Raw genomic sequence first — 20,569 nt, 5'->3', positions numbered from 1 at the left:
CTTTTCTTATGCCTTCATCCGTGTCACGGTTCGTGCTTCGGTATCGTACAAACACCATTCCCGATCGAAAATGATTGCGCCGACGTTGATCACGTAGCGTTTCTTTTTCAATTTGAACGGCGTCCCAATCTCCCAAGGCAACGAGCGACCTTTTCGGTAAATGCCGGGGATATGACTGTGCCCGATAAAGACGAGCGGGTACTTGCCTTTGGCGATGATGGGTTCCCAGTCCTCGTTCCACTTCACTTGATGGCCATGCAAAAACAATGCCTCATCGAGCGTCGTCTGTTCCGGCAAGAGCGCGATGCGCGTCTTGATCGGGTGAGACACGACAAGCACCTCGTCGATTCGCTCCTCTTGATTGCCGCGCAGGCTCGGGAACGTGAGGAGTGCCTCATAGTCCGGGTCGTACGTGACGACGTCTGTCACGTCATGGAACCGTTCATTGCGCCGCTTTTTGCCGATATGGCACTCGTATAAGTCGCCGAGACAGAGAATGTGTTCCGTCTCGCGCCGGACCGACTCGAGCACAGCTTTCAAATCAGCGAACGAACCGTGTGGGTCACTGATGATGGCGAGTTTCATCGGTAGTTTGTGAATTGGGCGTCGACCGACAACTCGAGGTCGCGAACGAGTTGCATGACGGCCTGCAGGTCATCGCGCGACTTGCCCGTGACGCGGATTTGGTCGTCTTGAATTTGTGACTTCACTTTCAGTTTCGATTCTTTAATGGCGTTGTTGATTTTCTTTGCGTCATCCTTGTCGATGCCGCTCTTCAACTTGACGCGTTGACGGACCGTACCACCGAGGGCGCGTTCAACTTTTTGGTAGTCGAGGTTTTTCGTCGGGACGCCACGTTTAATCATCTTCGTGATGAGGACGTCTTTTAATTGCTCGAGTTTGTAGTCATCATCGGAGACGAGGACGAGGTCACCGTTTTCGAGTGACATCTCACTCTTTGACCCTTTGAAGTCGTAGCGGTTCAAAATTTCTTTCTCCGCAATTTGAATCGCGTTTTTCACTTCTTCGAGGTTCATTTCTGACACGATATCAAAAGAATTGTCTTTTGCCATGTTTCATCCATCCTTTATGAGGGTTTTGTTATAATGATAGCAGATTTGAAGTAGTGAAGGAGTGAAAGAATGGAACGTACTATCGATCAACAGACAAATGTAGATTTAGACCATATGGCATATCACGGGAAAGACCTCGGGGTGACGTTTAAAGACGACATCATCCGGTTGCGTGTTTGGTCGCCCGTCGCCGACGGCATGACCGTCAAGCTTTTCCGGACGGCAAAAGCCCGTAAGTTCGAGCGGATGGAGCTTGAGCGCGCCGAGAAAGGGACTTGGGTCATCGAACTCGACCGGGAAACGTTCGAAGGACAGTTTTACGTGTTCGAGGCGGTCGTCGCCGGCAAACGTGTCGAATCGCTCGACCCGTATGCGAAAGTCGTCGGTGTCAACGGCAAACGAGGCTGTCTGCTCGACCCGTCGTCGCTACAACCGGACCATTGGGTGAAAGAACGACCGCTCTTCCACTCTTCGCAAGAAGCGGTCATCTATGAGGCACATGTCCGCGACTTGACGAGCCATCCGGACAGCGGCGTCATGCATCGTGGTAAATTCCTCGGCATGACCGAGGTCGGCACGAAGACGCCGAACGGTTATCCGACCGGACTCGACTACATCACCTCGCTCGGCATCACGCATTTGCAACTCATGCCGTTCTTTGACTACGGCTCGGTCAATGAGGCGAAAGAAAGTGAAGACAATTACAACTGGGGTTATGATCCGGTCCACTATTTTGCGGTCGAAGGCTCGTACGCCTCGTCAGCGGACGATCCGGCCGCCCGTATCATCGAGTTGAAGGCATTGATTCAAGCGCTCCATGACCGCGGGATCCGTGTCATCATGGACGTCGTCTTCAATCACACGTATGATGCGTTGACGACGCCGCTCGGTCAGTTCGTGCCGGACTATTATTATCGGTTGAACGAGGACGGTACGCTCGCTGACGGGTCTAGGTGCGGCAACGATACGGCGTCGGAGCGAGCGATGATGCGTAAGCTGATCGTCGAATGTGTGACATACTGGGCGAAAGAGTTCATGATTGACGGCTTCCGTTTCGATTTAATGGGGCTGCATGACGTCAAGACGATGAACCAAGTCCGCAAAGCGCTCGACCGGGTCGACCCGTCCATCCTCGTCATCGGGGAAGGCTGGGATCTCGATACGCCGCTATCGGTACGCAAGAAAGCGAACCAACATAACGCCCGCAAGATGCCGCGCATCGCCCAATTCAATGACGCCATCCGCGACGGTGTGCGCGGTGACGTGTTCATCGAAGACTTGCCGGGCTGGGTGAGCGGCAATCTCGACATGACGGCCGACGTGAAACGCGGCATCGCCGGTGCGGTCACGAGTCAAAGCTTTGCCGATGAGCCAAACCAAGTCGTCAACTACGTGGAGTGCCATGACAACTTGACGCTTTGGGACAAGCTCGCCGTGACGAATCCGGACGATGACGAGACGACGCGCCGTCGTCGCCATCGACTCGCGACGTCCATCGTGTTGCTCGGGCAAGGGATTCCGTTCCTCCATAGCGGCCAAGAGTTCTTCCGGACAAAAGACGGAGACGAGAACAGTTTCAACTCTGGTGAAGTGATCAACCGCTTGGACTGGAGCCGGGCCGAGCTTGAGACGCCGAGCGTCGAGTATGTCAAAGGATTGATTAGTTTACGCAAGCAGTATCCGTTGTTCCGTCTCGAGAATGCGGAGCAGATTCGGAAACACTTACGTTTCTTCGACGAGGAGGAAGGCGTGATTGCGTATGAGCTACATCGCCACGTCGAAGGATACGTGGAACGTCATCTCGTTTACCATAACGGCCTTGAAGAGGCGGTCGACGTGAAGTTGCCGTCCGGGAAGTTTGAAGTGAACGTCGAAGATCATACGGTCAATTTGACGGCACCGCGTCTCATCGAAGACCGTCATATGACGATTGCGCCATTATCGACGCTCGTCGTGACGGAACGTCGTCCGGATTACAGCAAGTACGCTGTCGCCGGTGGGGCCGCGCTCGCGCTCCTCGGTCTCTGGTACGTCACGAAAAAACGCAAGAACAAGCAAAAGTGAGCACAAGAAAAGGAGACGTCATTCCGTCTCCTTTTCGTCTGGTGCCTCGGCTTCGCTTGCTTCAAGTTGCATCATTTTTTGAACGAGGATGTGTCTTGGCATATGCATCAGTTCCTCGAGTGGTACGTTTAATTTCTTGGCAAGTTCGACCGCGGTCTCGGGTGATAGTTGAAGTGGGCGCATTCGCTCCCTCCTTTCGTTCCATTCATTCATTACCGTCAGTATACAGTAAAACGGGATGGAATGAGAATGTGTTCGCGGAACACATTGAAAATCGTCAAACGGTTCGGTCGTTGCTAAGCTTAAGCTAGGAAGTGATCAAATGTACAAACAAGTCGCAGACTATCAATTTCATCAGACAGTCGAATGGTTAGAGCGTGTCGGTGGAGGATGGATGTTGTATTTGGCGCAAACCGGTTTTCTATTTTTTGACGAGACGTTTCAAATCCAATGGAAACTCGCGTGGGAATGGACGCCGTGCGCACTTTATATAGAGCCACATGGAAAGAAAGCGGTCGCGATGTTCCGCGACTTGCAAACATACGGAGTCCTCGACCTCAAAACAGGGACGATGGAGTCTCATCCGATACCACGCGCGTTTCAAGAGGATTGGTTCAGTAACTTATCGCATTGGGACGGGGACGATTTATACTTGTACTCGGCAGAGTCCGATCTCGTCGCCTTGAACGTGCGCGACAAGACGTTCCGCTACAGTCGTTACGAGGAAGTCCCTACGTTCGGTGCCGTCATCGACTTGGCGTATCAACCGGACTATGATTTTGAACGTTTCACGGCACCGGGGCTTGTCACGTTGTATGATGAATTGAATCGACGTTTTCTCGTCGAAGATGTCGCGGCGAAGGAACGGTGGGTCATCCCGTACGGCGGGGAGCGAGATACGGTCATCGTCGACCAAATCGGAACGACGACCGCCATCACGTCGACGACGTCGTTCCAGTTGTTTGACCGCGAGCACGAACGCTTCTCTTCTGACGTGTGTGCCGAGAACGCCTTATTGAAAGTCATGTTGTTAGACGAGTTGGGTGACCGGCTCGTCGTCTTGTCAACGCCACGCCGGTTTTGTCACAGCTGGATTCAAGTGTTCGAGCGTTGACGTTCCTGAACCTCATTCAAGGTTCAGGAATTTTTTGTGAAGACTCTGATGAAAGACCGTCAAAACGGGAAGAGTCTTGTGAGATGGAGAGGAGAGGACAAGAATGGAACGATTAGGACAGCATTTGGTCCGCTGGCGCTACATAGTTGTCGCGATTTGGACCGTACTATTGGCGGTATCGGTTTATTTCGGGCTACAGCTCCCTGGTGAGTTGAGGGGGAACGGGTTTGCGATTCAAGACGGTCGCTTCGCCCAAGTGGAAGATCAATTGAATGACCGGTTCGACCGGGCCGGGGCGTCGATGATCGTCTTACTTGAAGGCGGGGACCTCGACGCGGTGCTCGACGCACAGCGCGATCAACTCGAAACGGTGAACGGTGTCGAAGGTGTCATCACACCGAATGAGAATCCGGACGCGCGGTCCGGAGACGTCGCGTATTTGCTCCTCGAGTTTGACGACTACGAGACGGCCGAGGCGTCAATCGAGGCCGTCCGGGACGCGTTGATCACCAATACGGATACAGACGTACGCTTGACCGGTGAGCCGGTGTTTGCCGATGACTTGAACGAGGCATCGAAGAACGACTTGATTCGGGCCGAGCTGATTGGGATTCCGGTCGCGCTCGTCGTTCTCTTGCTCGTTTTCGGGACACCGCTCGCGGCGTTCATGCCACTCTTTGTCGGGGTGATCACGTTCATCGTGGCCGCCGGGGCGCTCTTTTTCTTCGCCCAATCGATGGAGCTTTCGATTTTCGTATTGAACGCGGTCGCCATGATTGCCATCGCGCTCGGTATCGATTTCTCGCTCCTGCTCGTCAACCGTTATCGTGAAGAGTTGGCAAAAGGGAAGTCGCGGGAAGCGGCAATCGTTCGGACGGTCGCAACGGCGGGACGTTCGATTCTTTTCTCAGGGCTTTGTGTGTTCGTCGGTTTGGCCGGGTTGTTGTTCATTCAAGTGGACGTCTTCCAAGCCATCGCGCTCGGCGCGCTCATCGCCGTCGCCGGTGCCGTCCTATCGGCGCTCACACTGTTGCCGTCAGCACTTTACATCGTCGGCGATGCGATCAACAAAGGACGTCTCATCAAGACGAACGAGGTCCGTTCTGAAGTGCGCTGGCAACAGCTCGCCCGTTTCGTGATGAAACGTCCGGTCGTGATGACGCTCGTTGCGCTTCTCCTCTTGTTGCCAAGCCTTTGGTTCGTTCGCGATTTAGAGCTGAACATTCCGGCCGCCGATGCGTTGCCGACATCGTATGAGTCACGTGCCGCCTTAGAACGCTGGGATGATGTGTTTGGCACGACCGCGACGGATGCAGTCCTCTTGTTCGAGACGAACGATTTGACCGACTCGATGATTTTGGACGAGCTGGTCGCGTTGACCGACGAATTGAACGAAGAACCGATCGTCGATAACGTCACGACGTTCTTGACGGCATCCGGGCTCGAACCGGAAGCGTTCCAACAGCTCGCCGAAGTTGCTCCGGAACAACTTGAGGCGTTCGACCGGCTCGTCACGCTTGACGGCAATACGGACCTCGCCCTCGTCAACGTCAGCTTCGACGTGCCGCCGAGCGATAAAGAAGCGCAGGCGTTCGTCCGCGATTGGCGCGAGAAGGGGTTCGAGGTCGGGGGCCCGGCTGCGTTCAACGAAGAGATTTACGAGGAAATCTATGACAGCATCCCGTATGCCGTCATCACCGTCATCTTGGCGACGTTCGTCATCCTCATGTGGGCGTTCCGTTCCATCTTGATTCCAATTAAAGCGATCATCATGAACGTGCTCGGTCTCGGCGCGACGTTTGGACTCCTCGTCATCATCTTCGAATCGGGTTACGTCTATGACGCCGAGACGATCAGTATTTTGACGCCGGTGTTCATCTTCTCGCTCGTGTTCGGCCTGTCGATGGATTACGAGGTGTTCCTCGTCTCACGGATTGAAGAATATTACCGGGAGACCGGGGACAACGATTACGCGACGGAGATGGGACTCGCGAAGACGAGTAAAATCATCACGTCCGCTGCAATCATCATGATCGTCGTCACCGGCGCGTTCGCCTTCACCGGTGTCAGTCCGATCAAGCAACTCGGGGTCGGGATTGCGCTCGCTATCTTTATTGATGCGACAATCATCCGGATATTGCTTGTCCCATCCTTGATGAAGCTGTTCGGGGACTGGAACTGGTGGTGGTTCGGCAAGAAGAATTTACCGAAACGTAACTTACACTAAATGTACAGTTAATGAAAGAATACTGAAATTGTGGTAAACTGTTTCTATTATTACGCGCAATTTTAGAAAGGAAGGGTTTTATGGATACCGAGAGGACGTGGCCTCTGTTCCAACTGCCGGACTTCTAGCGTTGAGTTTTTACAGCTGAATTCATGTAAAAATCAACAAACGGAAGATCGGAGATGGAACAGATGGAACCGCAGCTACGACTGAGGATCCTCCTCTCCGTTGAAAACGGGGAGGACAATCGGAATGAAACGAGTTGCTACCATAGTGCTCGGAACGCTGATTATGGCGTTCGGTTATTATTATTTGAATGAACAGTTTGGTTTGGCAGAAGGGGGCTTCGTCGGGTTATCGTTACTCGGCCGCTATTTATTTGATATCGATCCGGCAATCTCGATGATCGTACTCGACATCCCGTTCTTTTTAGTCGCATTGTGGTGGAAAGGCTGGCGTTTCGTCGGGCAAGCCGTGCTTGCGGCGGCGTCACTTTCGCTCAGCTATGCGATGTGGGATCGGCTCGACTTGCTCACGTTTGACGTACAAGTGTGGCCGGCAACGCTCTTTGCCGCCATCGCGAGCGGTATCGTGACCGGTTACGGTCTCGGGCTCGTCTTAAAGTCAGGCGGAGCGACGGGAGGGGACGATTTGTTCGCCCTCGGCTTGTCGAAGTGGACCGGAATTTCGGTCGGAACGATCCTCATCGCCTTCGATGTGATCGTCTTGGCGATTTCGCTCATCTATTTGCCGCTGTCGAATGCACTGTATACGCTCGTCGCCGTCTCGATCGCGGGACGTGTCGTCACGAAGATGATGACGGACGATGTGATTGAACAGCCTGCGCCGGCAGTCATGAAACCGAAGCTTGCACCAAAAAACGATCTCGCGTGAGATCGTTTTTTGTTTGAAATCATTGAATTGAACTTGCGATTCGTAATAAATCGTCTTTAGACAGGCGATGCCCCTTGTAATCAATCGCATATTCGACGCCTCCATCTTGCCAGCTCACCATTTGAGTGTCGTCCACGTCATTGAAATAAGCGTTTGACCCATCCCCTAATGTGACAGGTTCGTCCCACGTCGCGACATGGTTCCAACCGAGGTCTGTCGTCGCCCAGACGGTCAACTGTTCCGTGTCGTTTTTATAGACGAGACGAGCCTGATTTAATTGAATCACGTTGCCGTATGTATCCGTCGATTTTAGAGGGAGATAGGTCGGCTCCGAAACTTCAAACGGAATAAAAGCGGTCGTGAAAGCGATAGGAAGAGGGACTGAACTGCGACCGATGAGTAGCAGTATGAAGGCGAATCCGAACAGATAAAGAAAGACACGTCTATTTTTTCTTCGTTCATTTGATGGAAACATACAAAGCTACTCCTTTTGAACAATTGATTGAATCTGCGTTCCTCAGTAACAAATGTCACAGCTTTTTCATCGCAACGTGCTTTACACTCGACATAGAAGGAGTGAAGCACAATGAAATGGATGATTCCAAAACAGCACGGCGCCTGGTCGATGCTGATTTTACCGTTTTTACTTGGTGGCAACGTCGGCGGCTGGACGCTCGCACACATCCCGTTCGCCATCGCCTGGCTGTTCGTCTACATGGGTACGTTTTTCTTGTTCCAATACGTGAAGCAACGGAAAAAGTCGCAAGAACTGCTTCGTACAGTCACCCTCTATCTCTTAATTGCAACCATCGCCGCGCTCCCTGTCTTCCTGACCGAATGGCGTCTCATATGGTTCGTCTTTGCGATGCTCCCGTTCGGTCTCGTCAACGCTTATTTCGCTAAAATGAAGGACGAGCGCAACGTTTGGAACGACGTCAGTGCCGTCACCTCGTTTTGTATCGGCGGGGTGGCCAGCTATTATCTCGGGGCGCGCGTCGTGGACGGGACGATGGTGTGGCTATTCGTCTTACCGTACTTCTACTTTCTTGGCAGCATCTTTTACGTGAAGACGATGATTCGAGAGAAAAAGAGCCAAACGTATCGAAACGTGTCGTGGGGCTACCACGTCTTGCTCGTCATGGCTTTCATCGTGCTCGGTAATCCGTTACTTGCGTTGGCCTATGCACCGAGTCTCATCCGAGCGATTGGTTTTTACGGGAAACAAGTCCCGATTATGCGCATTGGCATCATTGAAATCGCGAATTCTGTGTTCGTCCTAATCTGTCTGAGCGCCTATTTATATGTATAGAAGGGGAGACCCTTCTTTTTTTAGTCGCTCGACGACGTACTCGAGATGACGGCCACTGTCGCGGCGGCCGTGGCCGCTTGTTGCATCGCGAGCAGATGGGCGAACGTTCCATGAAGTAGCAGTTCGTTCGCCTCTTCGGTAATGGTGTCGGCGGCGATGAGCTGCAAGGCGATGGTTAACGCATGCGTGTTGAACCAACGCTGCTTCTCGGTTTCAGCTACGACGATGTCGACAACGGTCTGGACCGTTTCGTCGGTCGGTTCGGTGACGATTGTGAGCAGGGCGAGCGGTGGCAGATGTTCGTTTCGGACGGTGATCTTTTGCCGTTGGAGCCGCTCCCGCCAATCGAGGAAGCGTGTGACGGCATCGGTCGGGTCGAGTTCACTGAAGGTGAGCAAGTGCGAAACGAGCTGGAGTTCGTTCGAGCGGGAGACGTGGACCTTCAGTGCCTCGTAGTACGCCTCGATGCGTTCATTCAAAGTGCTATGGTCGTCAAACGCTTGGACGAGGACGAGGGCGGACAATAAATCTTCTTCGCTCGTCAGCCACGGATGATGTTGTTTGAACGTTTGATAGAGGGCCGTCGCCTCGTCGAGTCGGCGTTCCGGGTCGTCGACGTTCAGCAGTTGACTCGCGATGAACGGACGCAACGTGCTGTAACGGAAATGTTTCCGGTCGAGTAATTGATCGAGGCGTAGTGCCTCGTCGATTGCCGGGGCGACGTCTTCATATTTGGCGTCAAGGAATGAGAGCCAGACGAGACTGTTCGTTCCGCGGAACTTTGAGAACATGCCTGTCCTTTGTTTTAAGGCGGCCTGCGCTTGTTCAAACCTGGATGGGTCGAACGGGGCATCGTGAATGGCATAATGGATGGCCATCAACCTCCGGAAGTCATCGGTGAGCGACCATTTGGTGGCTTGTTTGATTGCATCGAGTGTCTCAACGTAACGGGTGTAACGCGTCGTCATCGTACATTCCCCCTTTTTATACGTATACGGACCACCACGAAAAATGATTCAAAAAACCGCCACGGGATTTTTCCGTGGCGGTTTGTCGTCATTGGACTTGTGTGTAGAGCTTCTGCATATACTCGTTCACTTCATCGGCTGCTTGGAACATCATGAACGAGTGTTGCAAGATGATCTCTGGTGAGAAGCCGAGGTCGAGGTCGAGCGTCGATGCGAGTGTGACGTCACGATCGCTGTCGAGGACGCAACGGAAGTATTTGAACTCTTGGTTGAACTCGTTCAAGGCGTTCAAAATCGGCAAGTCTTCGACGTAATCCGGTACGTGCGTCACGGTCGCGGCGTAGAGCTCGGCGTCCGTCGTCTTTTTGTTGAAGGCGATAATCATAACGGGCTGAGCCCCAGATTTAGTCGTTTCACGCGTCAAAAACGTTACGTGCGTATCTGTCTCGCTCTCTTTGAACGTCATGTTGCGTTCAGCGACGAGCGCTTTGAATGATTCCACTTTTTCTTCGAAGTTCACAAAGAAGTCCCCCTTAAAAGTCGTTACTCTAACTTTCGCCCATTTGGCTAGGGAAAGCAAGGGGAACTAGCGTTTCATCAACATTTTGATGGCCTCTTCGACCGTTTCCGACGTATCTTCGCCATCTTGTTGCGCCGTGATGATGCATTGCTCTAAATTCTTCGCGACGATAATCGTCGAGGCGCGGTCGAGCGCCGAACGGGCCGCGCTCAACTGGGTGACGACGTCGCGACACTCTTTCCCTTCTTCCATCATGCGAATAATGGCCCGGATTTGACCTTCGACACGCTTCATCCGATTCAACACTTTCGCATCGTATTGATACTGTTCCATTCGATTCACCTCTATATAAAAATCGTTCAGTAACCCAACTATTTCTTGTGTAGTCTCATCTTAATACGTAGGGGAGTATGTGTCGAGTGACAACGTTTGATGGGAAGAATTTTTGAACGTTTACCATTTCGTCAAACATATTCCTTGCAATCAAATACCACAGGGGGTATATTAATGACGTGGAAGCGAATTGTGCAACGAATCACAAACTTGAGTTGGACGCCCGCAACCAAATGAAGAGTAAGAACACCTCATTACACAAGAAAAGGATGGAGTTATAACCGATGAAAGCATCAGCTTTGAAACGACAAATGGATTTTGAAGTACCTGTGAACATCGTTGACGTCCGTGAACGCGACGAGTTTCAAGAAGCGCATATTGCCGGTGCGAACAACTATCCGCTTTCAGAGATGGCGGATTGGATTGACACGCTCGACCCGGATCAAGAATATATCGTTCTCTGTCGTTCAGGCGCACGCAGCACGCAGGCGACTTGGCAAATGGAGGCGAAAGGCTATAAAGTGGTCAATATAGAAGATGGCTTGATGAGTTGGCCAGGTGAAGTCGTCAAAGGAGGAAATGAGCAATGAGTAAAAAAATCGTAATCGTCGGTGGAGTCGCCGGTGGCGCTTCAGCAGCCGCACGCCTTCGTCGCTTAAATGAAGAGAACCAAATCGTCATGTTCGACCGGGGGGAGTATATCTCATTCGCGAACTGTGGTCTTCCATATTATATCGGTGACGTCATTCAAGACCGTCAAAAGCTGCTCGTCCAAACGGTCGAGGGAATGAACAAGCGGTTCCAGCTCGATATCCGCAATTTGACGGAAGTGACGAAAATCAACCGTGCTGAGAAAACGGTCACGGTCAAACACGTTCAAACGGGCGAGACGTATGACGAGTCTTACGATGTGCTCATCTTGTCGCCGGGTGCGAAACCGATTCGCCCGAACATCCCGGGGATTGAAGAAGCGGAAGACATCTTCACGCTCCGCAACATCCCAGATACGGATCAAATCCGCAGCTATGTCGATGAGAAAGCGCCGAAACATGCGACGGTCATCGGTGGCGGGTTCATCGGCATCGAGATGGCTGAAAACTTACGGGAACGTGGCGTCGACGTGACGCTCGTCGAGATGGCCGATCAAGTCATGACGCCGCTTGACCGTGAGATGGTGTCGCCGGTGCATGAACATATGCGTCTTCACGGCGTCGACTTACAACTTTCTGACGGCGTCGACTCGTTCTCTAATCAAGGGAAGCGCGTCCACTTGAAGAGCGGTCGTGTCATCGAGACGGACATGGTTGTCTTGTCAATCGGTGTCGCGCCAGAATCGTCGATTGCGACGGAAGCGGGACTCGAGACAGGCATTCGTGGCGCGATCCGCGTCAACGAGAAGATGCTCACGTCAGATTCGAACATCTACGCGATCGGGGACGCCGTCGAGGTGCTCGACTATGTCTTCAAAGAGCCGACGGTCGTTCCACTTGCATGGCCGGCCAACCGTCAGGGCCGCCTCGTCGCGGATATCATTAACGGTCGCGATGTGAAATACAACGGGACGATGGGAACGGGGATCGCTAAAGTCTTCGATATGACCGTCGCGTCGACAGGTTGGAACGAGAAGCGTTTGAAAGCGGCCGGTAAAGCGTTCGAAGCCGTCCACGTACACCCGGGTTCGCACGCAGGTTATTACCCGGGATCGACACCGGTGTCACTCAAGCTCTTATTCCACCCGACAACCGGTGAGATTTACGGCGCGCAAGGTGTCGGCATGAACGGTGTCGACAAACGAATCGACGTGATTGCGACAGCGATGAAAGGCGGATTGACGGTCCTCGACCTCCCAGACCTTGAACTCAGCTACGCACCGCCGTTCAGTTCGGCGAAAGACCCGGTCAACATGATCGGCTACGTCGCCTCGAACGTCGTCCTCGGCGACAACGAAGTCGTCCACTGGGATGAGATTGAAGGCTTGGTCAAAAACGGCGCGACATTGCTCGACGTCCGTGACGAGTCGGAACACGAACTTGGGAAAATCCCGGGATCGATTAACGTCCCGGTCAACTCGCTTCGTGACAACTTGGACAACTACAGCAAAGACGAAACGATTTACGTGACATGCCAAGTCGGTCTTCGCGGATACCTTGCTGCCCGCATCTTGCGTCAAAACGGCTTCAAAGTGAAGAACTTGAGCGGTGGCTACAAAACATGGTCACAAGTGAAGCGTGATTTCGATGCGATTGAGGAAGGCACGAAGACTGCGGCGGACGAAACAGCCGCGACAGCTACGAAGGAGGCACCACAAGCAATGATGAATCAACCAATCGGGGAACCGATTTTCCTAGATACGTGCGGTCTGCAATGCCCGGGACCGATCTTAGAAGTAAACAAAAAAGTCGCTGAACTAGGCGAAGGCGAGACACTTCGTGTCCTCGCAAGCGATCCAGGCTTCTTCGCTGACATCGAGGCGTGGGCGAAAAAGACGGGCAACAAACTCGTTTCGAAACAGTTCGTCAACGGTCGAGTTGAAGCGATTCTTCAAAAAGGAAATGGCCCTGCGGCCGTCCAAGCAGGTGCACCAGCAGCTGACGGCGCATCGATGGTCGTCTTCAGCGGTGACCTTGACCGTGCCCTCGCTTCATTCATCATCGCCCAGGGTGCGGCGGCGATGGGTAAAGACGTGACGATGTTCTTCACGTTCTGGGGTCTCAACGTCATCCGTAAACCGGACGCACCGGAAGTGAAGAAACAAGGTCTCGAGAAGATGTTCGGCATGATGATGCCGTCACACGCAGGCGAACTCCCGCTCTCGAACATGAACTTCGGTGGCGTCGGACAGAAGATGATGAAGAAAGTCATGAGTGACAAGAACGTCCCATCACTCGACGAAATGATTAAGTCAGCCCAAGAGGCAGGCGTCAAAATGGTCGCTTGCACGATGTCGATGGACGTCATGGGCATCAAAGAAGAAGAGTTGATCGATGGCATCGACCTCGGTGGTGTGGCAGCATACCTCGGGGCAGCTGAAGGCGGCAACTTGAACCTCTTTATCTAATCAAATCTTTACGGAAGGACGACCGGTTATGTGACCGGTCGTCCTTTTTTACGGTCGCGTCAAACGATGAGATTGTTGAAAAGGATTGCAATTTTCAAATATTTTTCCTATAATTCTAAACATGTTAAGAAAGTTGACATAACTTTTACTTATGACTATTCATACTTATGGAGGATTAAGCAATGGAGAATATGATTGAAAAGTTTGTTGGGCAAGCGAACGACCTGCTCTGGTCGTCGGTGCTCATCGTCGTCCTTGTCGCCTTAGGCCTTTACTTTACGATCCGGATGGGCTTCGTCCAGTTCCGGATGCTTCCGGAGATGTTCCGTCTCTTGTTCAAAGAAGGGATGAAACGTGAGAAAGGCCAAGTCTCGTCGTTCCAGGCATTCGCCATCGGTACGGCAGCACGTGTCGGTACAGGGAACATCGCGGGTGTCGCGACGGCGATCGCCCTCGGTGGTCCAGGAGCCGTCTTCTGGATGTGGCTCATCGCCCTCATCGGTTCGGCGTCGGCTTTCGTAGAGAGCACGCTCGCGCAAGTATATAAAATCCGCGACGGACGCACATGGCGCGGGGGACCGGCTTACTATATGGAACGCGCCCTCGGCCAGCGTTGGCTCGGGATTTTGTTCGCGATCCTCATCACGTTCTCGTTCGGCTTCGCGTTTAACTCGGTTCAGTCGAACACGATCTCGCTCTCGATGAGTAACCAGTTCGGCGTCAGCACGACGACGGTCGGGGTCATCTTGGCAATCGTGACAGCTGCGGTCATCTTCGGTGGGGTTCAATCGATCGCCATCTTATCGAGTATCATCGTCCCGGTCATGGCAGGTGGATACATCTTGCTCGCGATGTGGATTATGATTTCGAACGCTTCATTATTGCCAAGCGTCTTTGGCCTCATCTTCTCAGAAGGTGTGCTCGGGATTCAGCAACTGTTCGGCGGAGCGATTGGAGCAATGGTGCTTCAAGGAATCCGTCGTGGGCTCTTCTCAAACGAGGCGGGGATGGGTTCGGCCCCGAACGCGGCCGCGACAGCAGAAGTATCGCACCCGGTCAAACAAGGCTTGATTCAATCGTTTAGCGTCTTCGTCGATACGCTCATCATCTGTACGTCGACGGCGATGATTATCTTGTTGTCTGGCGTAGCTGGTTCAGAATCGTTTGCTGGTGTCGAGTTGACACAAGCCGCGCTCACGGCCGAAGTCGGTCCGATTGCGACATCGTTCTTGACGGTTGCGATCTTCTTGTTCGCGTTCAGCTCGATTCTCGGAAACTACTACTACGGAGAGACGAACATCCAGTTCATCTCGGAGAAGAAGATTTATGTGACGCTCTACCGCATCGGTGTCGTTGGTATGGTCCTCTTCGGGGCAATCCGTTCGGCCGGTCTCGTCTGGTCGATTGCCGATGTGTTCATGGGTCTCATGGCGCTCGTCAACTTGTATGCCATCTTCCGCCTTGCGAAAGTGGCGCGCCTCGTGCTTGACGATTATTTGGAGCAACGCCGCCAAGGCGAAGACCCGGTATTCTATGCCGATTCGATTGAAGACCTTCCAGGTCGTGAGTACCTCGAAGCGTGGAAAACGGAATCGGAAGAAGTCAAAACCGGTACGATCCGCTCATAACGAAAGAACCGTCTACGAACGTGCGTAGACGGTTTTTTTGCTCCGGAAAGAGGGGAAAACGATAGAAAAGGGGGGCGTTCATTCATGGAGACGACACATTATATACGCATTTCCCCAGAAGTCTGGGTCTCGTTCGCACAAGACCCGGACATGATCATGGATTGGCTTCTTCACGTCCACGCGCAAGGTCGAGAGACGTATGACACGTTGACGCTCCCAAACATCGGACGCTTCCAAAAAGTGCTCGGTCAAATCGAGGTGTATCTCGATGGAGACGATACGTACAATTTAGAGATGGCCGTCATCGGTGAGGAATTGATCGTCAACGAGGAGCAGGCGGTCGTCGTCGGCATCTTGACGCCGCAATTGCTGCACATTGTCAGAGACGCACTCGGTGCGTTCACAAAAGAAGACGTCGCCGACATGGCGTTCGTCGACCATGACGGACTCGACGAGATTTGGTTGAAGTGGACGTCGCTTCGACGGTATTGTGAGGCCGCAGCCGAGCGGGACGAACTCGTCTTGATTTACTATGAATGAAGTCGATCAGGTGGTATAATATTGAAAAAATGGATGGTGATACACGGTGGGGGACTTCTTCATCACGACAGCGTTCTTTTTTTCATTGATTAGCCCGATTTTTGCCTATCGGACGGGACAGAAATGGCTCGGTCGCGTCAACATGTTGACGTTGCTAGTGTTCGTGGTCAGCTTTTTATCCGTGCATGGGTTCGTTATGTACAATACGTGGTTGGTCGCGGCCATGTTCGGCTTATTCTTTCTAAACTTGTTATTCGCTATCATCAACAGTTCGATGTTTATCCACGACCGGCATCCGCGCGCCTCGGTCGTCAAAGTAGTCGGTACGGTCAGCCTGATCTTTCTCGGATGCCTATTGACCGCTTATTATTTCGATTTACATGGGGAATGGTGGGAAACGATAATCGGAGCAACCGTTCCGACCGTGACACTGTTCGTGACCGGGGTGTTGTTGCTTCATCTAAAACAGCTCGATCAACAGCCAGAAGCATAAAAGAACGCTCGGAGCCTCAGGCACCGAGCGTTCTTTCGTGTTACTTCAACGCGATTTCGAGTGCTTTGACGTTTTCACGCATCAAGTCGAAATAGCTTTGTTCCATCTGTTCTTTCGTGACAGACTCCAAGTTGTAAATCGTCACCGCTTCGGCGCCAATCTCGTTTTTCACGACTTCCGCGACTTTCGGCGTCACTGTGTCTTCGAAGGCGATATGCGTCAAGTCGTGGGCACGCGCTTCTTCGATGACGCGCTTCAACGCTTGTTGAGACGGCTCTTCAGACGGGGTCAATCCGGCGATCGGGAGTTGCTCGAAGCCATAACGCTCCGCAAGATAGCCGTAGGCCGCATGTGTGACGAGAAGTTGCTTCTTCGATCCGGCGTCGACGGCTGCTTGTAACTCGGCATCGAGCGTCTCTGCTTCTGCTTTGAAGGCGCTCAACCGGTCGGCGAACTCGTCCTTATAGTCTGGTGCCTGATCGGCGAATGAAGCCTCGACCGCTTCTGCCATCGAGACGGCGTTCATCGGGTCGAGCCAGACGTGTGGGTCGTATTGACCGTAACTATGCCCGTGTGCATCTTCTGCTTCATGTCCATGCTCATCTTCCTCGTGGCCGTGCTCGTCCTCTTCATGCGCATGTTCATCTTCCTCGTGGCCGTGCTCATCCTCTTCATGAGCATGTTCGTCTTCGCCGTGAACGTGGACCGTCTTGTCAGCATCAAGTAACGAGACGTCTTCGGCTGTTTTGACGAACGTGACGTTCTCGTTCGCGAGGCTCTTCTCCATCGACTCGACGTAAGGCTCGAGGTCGTGTCCGACCGTCAAGAACAAGTCCGCTTCGGCGATTTGTGTCATTTGACGTGACGTCGGTTCGTACGTGTGTGGGTCTGCGCCAGGCGGGATGACCATCTCGACACGGACACGGTCGCCACCGATTTCTTCTGCGATCGACTTCAAGGCGAACGTCGATGCGTAAACGGTCAACTGATTGTTCGCTTCCTCCGCTGCGTTGCTGTCTCCATTATTGGCACATCCGCCTAAAAACAGTGTCCCGGCAGCGGCGACACTAAGTAACTTTTTATTCATGTGATTCTCCACCTGTCCTCTCTATTGAACCATTAAACCGTAACGGTTACGTTCTGTGATTGCGCCTTATATTATAGGTGGCAGATTCATGCACGTCAAGTCCGACTTCCGATGGATGGATTTTTGATAAAAAGGGAATATGATTAAAAAAAGAACGAGGAGTGGATGTATATGAGAAAGGAGACCGCCTGGTTCGTCGGCGGGGCCGCCCTCGCGGCGGCGACTGCGGCCGGTGCCACCGTGTGGAATCAGTACGGTTCCCTCGTGCGTTGGCAAGAACCCGAACTTCCAGTTTGGGCCTCGACCCGCAAGCGGCGAACACACACGTATAAAATCATCGATGACCGCCCGCTCCAATTTGACGTATATTATCCGACGGGGGATGGTCCGTTCCCTGTCGCCGTCTACGCACACGGAGGGGCGTTCGTTCGTGGCAACCGTGGGATGGTGACGTTGTTCCATCCGTTGCTCGATCATTTTTTAACGAAAGGCTTCGCTGTCGTCAGTATCGATTATCGTCTGTTTGAAGACGGGGTGTATTTTCCGGACAACATCGTCGACGTGTCGGACGCGCTCAATTATTTGAAGCAACACGATAGCCTGCTCAACCTCGATGTCGACAAATTGATTGTCTGGGGCGACTCGGCCGGGGCCGCATTGATGCTTGCGACGGCACTCGATCGGGAGAAGCAGTTTATCGGGGACCTCGGCGCCGACGTCCCGCCGGTCAAAGGCGTGATCGCGCTCTATCCGCCGACGAACTTCCTGTTGTTCAAGTTCATCCAGACGTGGATCGCCCACCTGAAGTTCTATGAAGGTAGCCGAGAAGAGTGGCGCGAGTTGATGGTGAAATGTTCCCCGGTGACACATCTTTACGATGACGCGCCACCGATTTTACTGTTGCACGGCAAAAAAGACCCAATCGTCCCGTTCGGACAAGCGCTTCATTTCGTCGAACATGCGAGCGAAGTCGGCGCGAACGTCCAGCTCATCTCATTCCCGAACGGTACCCACTCCTTAGCGAGCTTTCTCCAATCCGACAATCCGATCAAAGAAGAGAAACTGATGAACCGCATCGATCGCTTCATCGACGACGCGCTCACGTGACGTTGCACTTTTCTGAAAAGATGGTACGATGGGACATGGTTTTAGAGAACAAAAAGGAGTGACTGGCGTGACAGAGCTTTGTTTGGTCCGACATGGTCAGACCGATTGGAATTTTAATGAAATCATTCAAGGACGGGAAGATATCCCGCTCAACGCGCTCGGGCATCGGCAAGCCGAAGAGAGCGCGGCCTTTTTAAGTCAAGAAGCATGGGACGTCATCGTCGCGAGTCCATTAGTCCGCGCCGTCGACACGGCCCAATATATCGCCGAGGCGTGCGGCTTTGACCCGGCCGAAATCATCACGGACGCACGATTCATCGAACGTGAATTCGGAGCGGCTTCGGGGCAACCGGTACCGGGTATCTATGAAGCGGTACAAGCGGACGACCAGACGCGTGTGCCCGGTCTTGAATCAGAAGATGAGATGCGGTCCCGTGTGCTTGAGGGGATGGAACATCTCGTCAAGACGTATGAAGGGAAACGTGTCATCGTCGTCTGTCATTCCCATGCCATCAAGGCGGCGCTGTCGGCCATCGACGAGACGTATACGTTCCGTCATGCGATGCGTAACGCTTGCTCGAACTATATCGAACACAAGGACGGACGCTTCATCGTCAAAGCGGTGAACGTGGCCGACCATATTTCCAACGAAATCGCTGTGAAGTGAGGAGAGGCATATGTCGACACTGCTCTGGATATTCATCATCGCATCATTCGTCGTTGCGTTCATAGGGCTGATTTATCCGGTCATCCCGAGCGTATTGTTCTTGTTCATCGGATACTTGATTTACGGGTTCGGGTTCTCGTTCGAGCCGCTCACATGGACGTTTTGGCTATGGCAAATCGTCTTCCTCGTCTTCTTGTTCGCCGTCGATTATATCGTCACGCGAGCGACAGTCGATAAACGGGGCGGTTCCGAGCGGGCGAAATGGGGGGCGACGATCGGGCTGATTGCCGGCCCGTTCATCTTTCCGCTCGTCGGTGTACTTATCTTCCCGTTCATCTTCGCGTTCCTGGCCGAACTCACGCTTGGCAAGTCGACGCGGGAAGCTTGGAGCATCGGCGTCGGGACCGTCCTCGCCTTTTTAGGCAGTACGCTTTTGAAAGTCGTCGGGATGACGATGATGGTCATCTTGTTTTTCATCTACATTTGAAGACGAAGAGATTTTCTTCGTCTTTTTGGGTTGAGGATGTAAATAAAACGGGGAAAGAAAAGCAGGACCGTCCGATTATTCGAACGACCCTGTCTTGACGAGCTGATTGAAGGCGGAGCGGCTGAATGTTTGCTGATGCTCGACTTGTTTCTCGAAGAAAGAAGGCTTCAAGTCGCTGCCTGTCACCCCGTCGGCGATGAGCGAATCGAGCACTTGCTTCGTCGGGTCTTGTTTCGGTAGTAACATCAAGCCTTCCGCGACGAACGTATGGTGGTTCGAGAGCGAGCGTTCACTTGTGAACGTCAACGCGATGGCCGCCGGGCGGTTCGCAGGGGATGTGATGACTGCCTCGGCGAGGAGCAACATCCGCTTGTTTAAATAGTGATGGAGCGTCACGGCGAACTCGGTCGGGACGAGCATCTCGAGCAACCATTCGTTATCGTGTTCTTTCGAGATGATCAGTCCGTCGACGAGCTCAATCGGGAGGTTCAACTCGTTGCCGTATTCGTCTTGGACGAGGCGGACTTGGACGAGGCGAAACGTTTTCATCGAATCAATCCCTTCCACGGTTTCTTTAGAACATCTTAACATAGTCCGCCTGTGAAGATGTGTTATGATAACGTGGGAGTAACAAGGTTCGTGAGTAAAGGAGGAGGCATCAGAATGAGTTGGGTTGTAGGGGTTATCGGATATTTCGCGATACTGGCCATCGTCTATTATGGTGTCCTTTTCTTCAAAGTAAAACAACAACGTAGTCGGGCCGGCTATCGCATCTTCCTCTTGCTAGCAGGGCTGTTCCTGTTGAGCGGAAGTGACTATATTATCGCTTTGTTCCAAGGGGATACGGAGGCGACGTTTTGGCAACGGACCGTCTATTTCATCTTGATTTTGATTTCTCTTTCTGTGGCGCTTTACTTTCGGAGAAAAGAAGATCAACACCATGCGCGCGAGATGACGACCGCGTAAAAAGAAGAGGCTGGGACATAACTCAGTAGATTTA

At 52.7% G+C, this 20,569-nt stretch carries 23 protein-coding genes; 14 read left to right on the top strand and 9 right to left on the bottom strand.

Going from position 1 to position 20,569, the window contains the following annotated elements; all coding sequences use genetic code 11:
* Positions 1-6: 6 nt before the first annotated feature.
* Together RT52_RS08620 and RT52_RS08615 are read right to left on the bottom strand one after the other, a co-directional pair.
* Positions 7-585 (bottom strand): metallophosphoesterase family protein, encoded by a 579-nt coding sequence (locus tag RT52_RS08620; RefSeq protein ID WP_034816716.1) that lies wholly within the window; start codon positions 583-585, stop codon positions 7-9.
* Positions 582-1,073, bottom strand: a complete 492-nt coding sequence (locus RT52_RS08615; RefSeq protein WP_034804297.1) for a YajQ family cyclic di-GMP-binding protein — start codon at positions 1,071-1,073, stop codon at positions 582-584. Before RT52_RS08615 ends, RT52_RS08620 begins: the two co-directional genes overlap by 4 nt.
* A 69-nt stretch (positions 1,074-1,142) precedes the next feature.
* On the opposite strand from RT52_RS08615, the gene pulA reads away from it, so the two are divergent.
* Positions 1,143-3,137: a type I pullulanase gene (gene pulA / locus RT52_RS08610; RefSeq protein WP_034816713.1), complete on the top strand. Its 1,995-nt coding sequence runs from the start codon at positions 1,143-1,145 to the stop codon at positions 3,135-3,137.
* A gap of 18 nt (positions 3,138-3,155) precedes the next feature.
* Here the strand turns inward: pulA and RT52_RS16200 are convergent, their stop codons facing one another.
* A complete protein-coding gene (locus RT52_RS16200) occupies positions 3,156-3,320 on the bottom strand; it encodes a YycC family protein (protein ID WP_081825796.1) in 165 nt (54 codons plus the stop codon).
* 139 nt (positions 3,321-3,459) lie between these two features.
* On the opposite strand from RT52_RS16200, the gene RT52_RS08605 reads away from it, so the two are divergent.
* The 3 genes from RT52_RS08605 (at position 3,460) to RT52_RS08595 (ending at position 7,372) form a co-directional block, all read left to right on the top strand.
* On the top strand, positions 3,460-4,251 hold the full coding sequence (locus RT52_RS08605) for a hypothetical protein (protein WP_034816711.1): 792 nt from the start codon (positions 3,460-3,462) through the stop codon (positions 4,249-4,251).
* A 103-nt stretch (positions 4,252-4,354) separates the two neighbouring features.
* Positions 4,355-6,478, top strand: a complete 2,124-nt coding sequence (locus RT52_RS08600) for an MMPL family transporter (RefSeq protein WP_034816708.1) — start codon at positions 4,355-4,357, stop codon at positions 6,476-6,478.
* 252 nt (positions 6,479-6,730) lie between these two features.
* Positions 6,731-7,372 (top strand): YitT family protein, encoded by a 642-nt coding sequence (locus RT52_RS08595; protein WP_034816706.1) that lies wholly within the window; start codon positions 6,731-6,733, stop codon positions 7,370-7,372.
* A 19-nt stretch (positions 7,373-7,391) separates the two neighbouring features.
* Here RT52_RS08595 and RT52_RS16375 read toward each other — a convergent pair whose 3' ends face one another.
* Positions 7,392-7,658, bottom strand: coding sequence for a hypothetical protein (locus RT52_RS16375; RefSeq protein ID WP_156028800.1), 267 nt, complete (start codon positions 7,656-7,658; stop codon positions 7,392-7,394).
* A gap of 300 nt (positions 7,659-7,958) precedes the next feature.
* Between RT52_RS16375 and RT52_RS08585 the strand changes: the two genes are divergently transcribed.
* A complete protein-coding gene (locus RT52_RS08585; protein WP_034816701.1) occupies positions 7,959-8,681 on the top strand; it encodes a YwiC-like family protein in 723 nt (240 codons plus the stop codon).
* A gap of 20 nt (positions 8,682-8,701) precedes the next feature.
* On the opposite strand, the gene RT52_RS08580 is transcribed toward RT52_RS08585, so the two are convergent.
* The 3 genes from RT52_RS08580 to RT52_RS08570 all read right to left on the bottom strand — a co-directional run bounded on the left by RT52_RS08580 (position 8,702) and on the right by RT52_RS08570 (position 10,502).
* On the bottom strand, positions 8,702-9,649 hold the full coding sequence (locus tag RT52_RS08580) for a DUF4003 family protein (RefSeq protein ID WP_034816698.1): 948 nt from the start codon (positions 9,647-9,649) through the stop codon (positions 8,702-8,704).
* Between the two features lie 88 nt (positions 9,650-9,737).
* A complete protein-coding gene (locus tag RT52_RS08575) occupies positions 9,738-10,169 on the bottom strand; it encodes a type III secretion system chaperone family protein (RefSeq protein WP_034807535.1) in 432 nt (143 codons plus the stop codon).
* 66 nt (positions 10,170-10,235) lie between these two features.
* On the bottom strand, positions 10,236-10,502 hold the full coding sequence (locus RT52_RS08570; RefSeq protein ID WP_021068154.1) for a metal-sensitive transcriptional regulator: 267 nt from the start codon (positions 10,500-10,502) through the stop codon (positions 10,236-10,238).
* A 284-nt stretch (positions 10,503-10,786) separates the two neighbouring features.
* On the opposite strand from RT52_RS08570, the gene RT52_RS08565 reads away from it, so the two are divergent.
* The 5 genes from RT52_RS08565 (at position 10,787) to RT52_RS08545 (ending at position 16,221) form a co-directional block, all read left to right on the top strand.
* Positions 10,787-11,092, top strand: a complete 306-nt coding sequence (locus RT52_RS08565; protein ID WP_034807533.1) for a rhodanese-like domain-containing protein — start codon at positions 10,787-10,789, stop codon at positions 11,090-11,092.
* Entirely contained in the window at positions 11,089-13,560 is a 2,472-nt protein-coding gene (locus RT52_RS08560; protein ID WP_034816695.1) for a CoA-disulfide reductase, read from the top strand. Before RT52_RS08565 ends, RT52_RS08560 begins: the two co-directional genes overlap by 4 nt.
* Before the next feature lie 182 nt (positions 13,561-13,742).
* Positions 13,743-15,188 carry an alanine/glycine:cation symporter family protein gene (locus tag RT52_RS08555; RefSeq protein WP_034816694.1) on the top strand — a complete coding sequence of 482 codons (1,446 nt, stop codon included), beginning with the start codon at positions 13,743-13,745 and terminating at the stop codon, positions 15,186-15,188.
* A gap of 84 nt (positions 15,189-15,272) precedes the next feature.
* Positions 15,273-15,728: a DUF1877 family protein gene (locus RT52_RS08550; RefSeq protein ID WP_034816692.1), complete on the top strand. Its 456-nt coding sequence runs from the start codon at positions 15,273-15,275 to the stop codon at positions 15,726-15,728.
* A gap of 46 nt (positions 15,729-15,774) precedes the next feature.
* Entirely contained in the window at positions 15,775-16,221 is a 447-nt protein-coding gene (locus tag RT52_RS08545) for a hypothetical protein (protein WP_034816690.1), read from the top strand.
* Between the two features lie 40 nt (positions 16,222-16,261).
* Here RT52_RS08545 and RT52_RS08540 read toward each other — a convergent pair whose 3' ends face one another.
* Positions 16,262-17,308: a metal ABC transporter solute-binding protein, Zn/Mn family gene (locus RT52_RS08540; protein WP_034816687.1), complete on the bottom strand. Its 1,047-nt coding sequence runs from the start codon at positions 17,306-17,308 to the stop codon at positions 16,262-16,264.
* A 171-nt stretch (positions 17,309-17,479) separates the two neighbouring features.
* Here RT52_RS08540 and RT52_RS08535 point away from each other — a divergent pair, with 171 nt between their 5' ends.
* From RT52_RS08535 to RT52_RS08525, 3 genes are all read left to right on the top strand, one after another.
* Entirely contained in the window at positions 17,480-18,415 is a 936-nt protein-coding gene (locus RT52_RS08535) for an alpha/beta hydrolase (RefSeq protein WP_034816685.1), read from the top strand.
* Between the two features lie 67 nt (positions 18,416-18,482).
* On the top strand, positions 18,483-19,082 hold the full coding sequence (locus tag RT52_RS08530; RefSeq protein ID WP_034816683.1) for a histidine phosphatase family protein: 600 nt from the start codon (positions 18,483-18,485) through the stop codon (positions 19,080-19,082).
* Between the two features lie 10 nt (positions 19,083-19,092).
* Positions 19,093-19,569 (top strand): DUF456 domain-containing protein, encoded by a 477-nt coding sequence (locus tag RT52_RS08525; RefSeq protein WP_034809057.1) that lies wholly within the window; start codon positions 19,093-19,095, stop codon positions 19,567-19,569.
* Between the two features lie 75 nt (positions 19,570-19,644).
* On the opposite strand, the gene RT52_RS08520 is transcribed toward RT52_RS08525, so the two are convergent.
* Complete coding sequence (locus RT52_RS08520) at positions 19,645-20,118, bottom strand: YwpF family protein (RefSeq protein WP_034809058.1); 474 nt, start codon at positions 20,116-20,118, stop codon at positions 19,645-19,647.
* Positions 20,119-20,232: 114 nt separating this feature from the next.
* Here RT52_RS08520 and RT52_RS08515 point away from each other — a divergent pair, with 114 nt between their 5' ends.
* On the top strand, positions 20,233-20,535 hold the full coding sequence (locus tag RT52_RS08515) for a hypothetical protein (RefSeq protein WP_034816681.1): 303 nt from the start codon (positions 20,233-20,235) through the stop codon (positions 20,533-20,535).
* Positions 20,536-20,569 lie beyond the last annotated feature (34 nt).

This window comes from Exiguobacterium alkaliphilum 12/1 (assembly GCF_000714435.1).
Lineage (GTDB): Bacteria > Bacillota > Bacilli > Exiguobacteriales > Exiguobacteriaceae > Exiguobacterium > Exiguobacterium alkaliphilum.
This window is presented reverse-complemented; position numbering and strand designations above follow the sequence as displayed.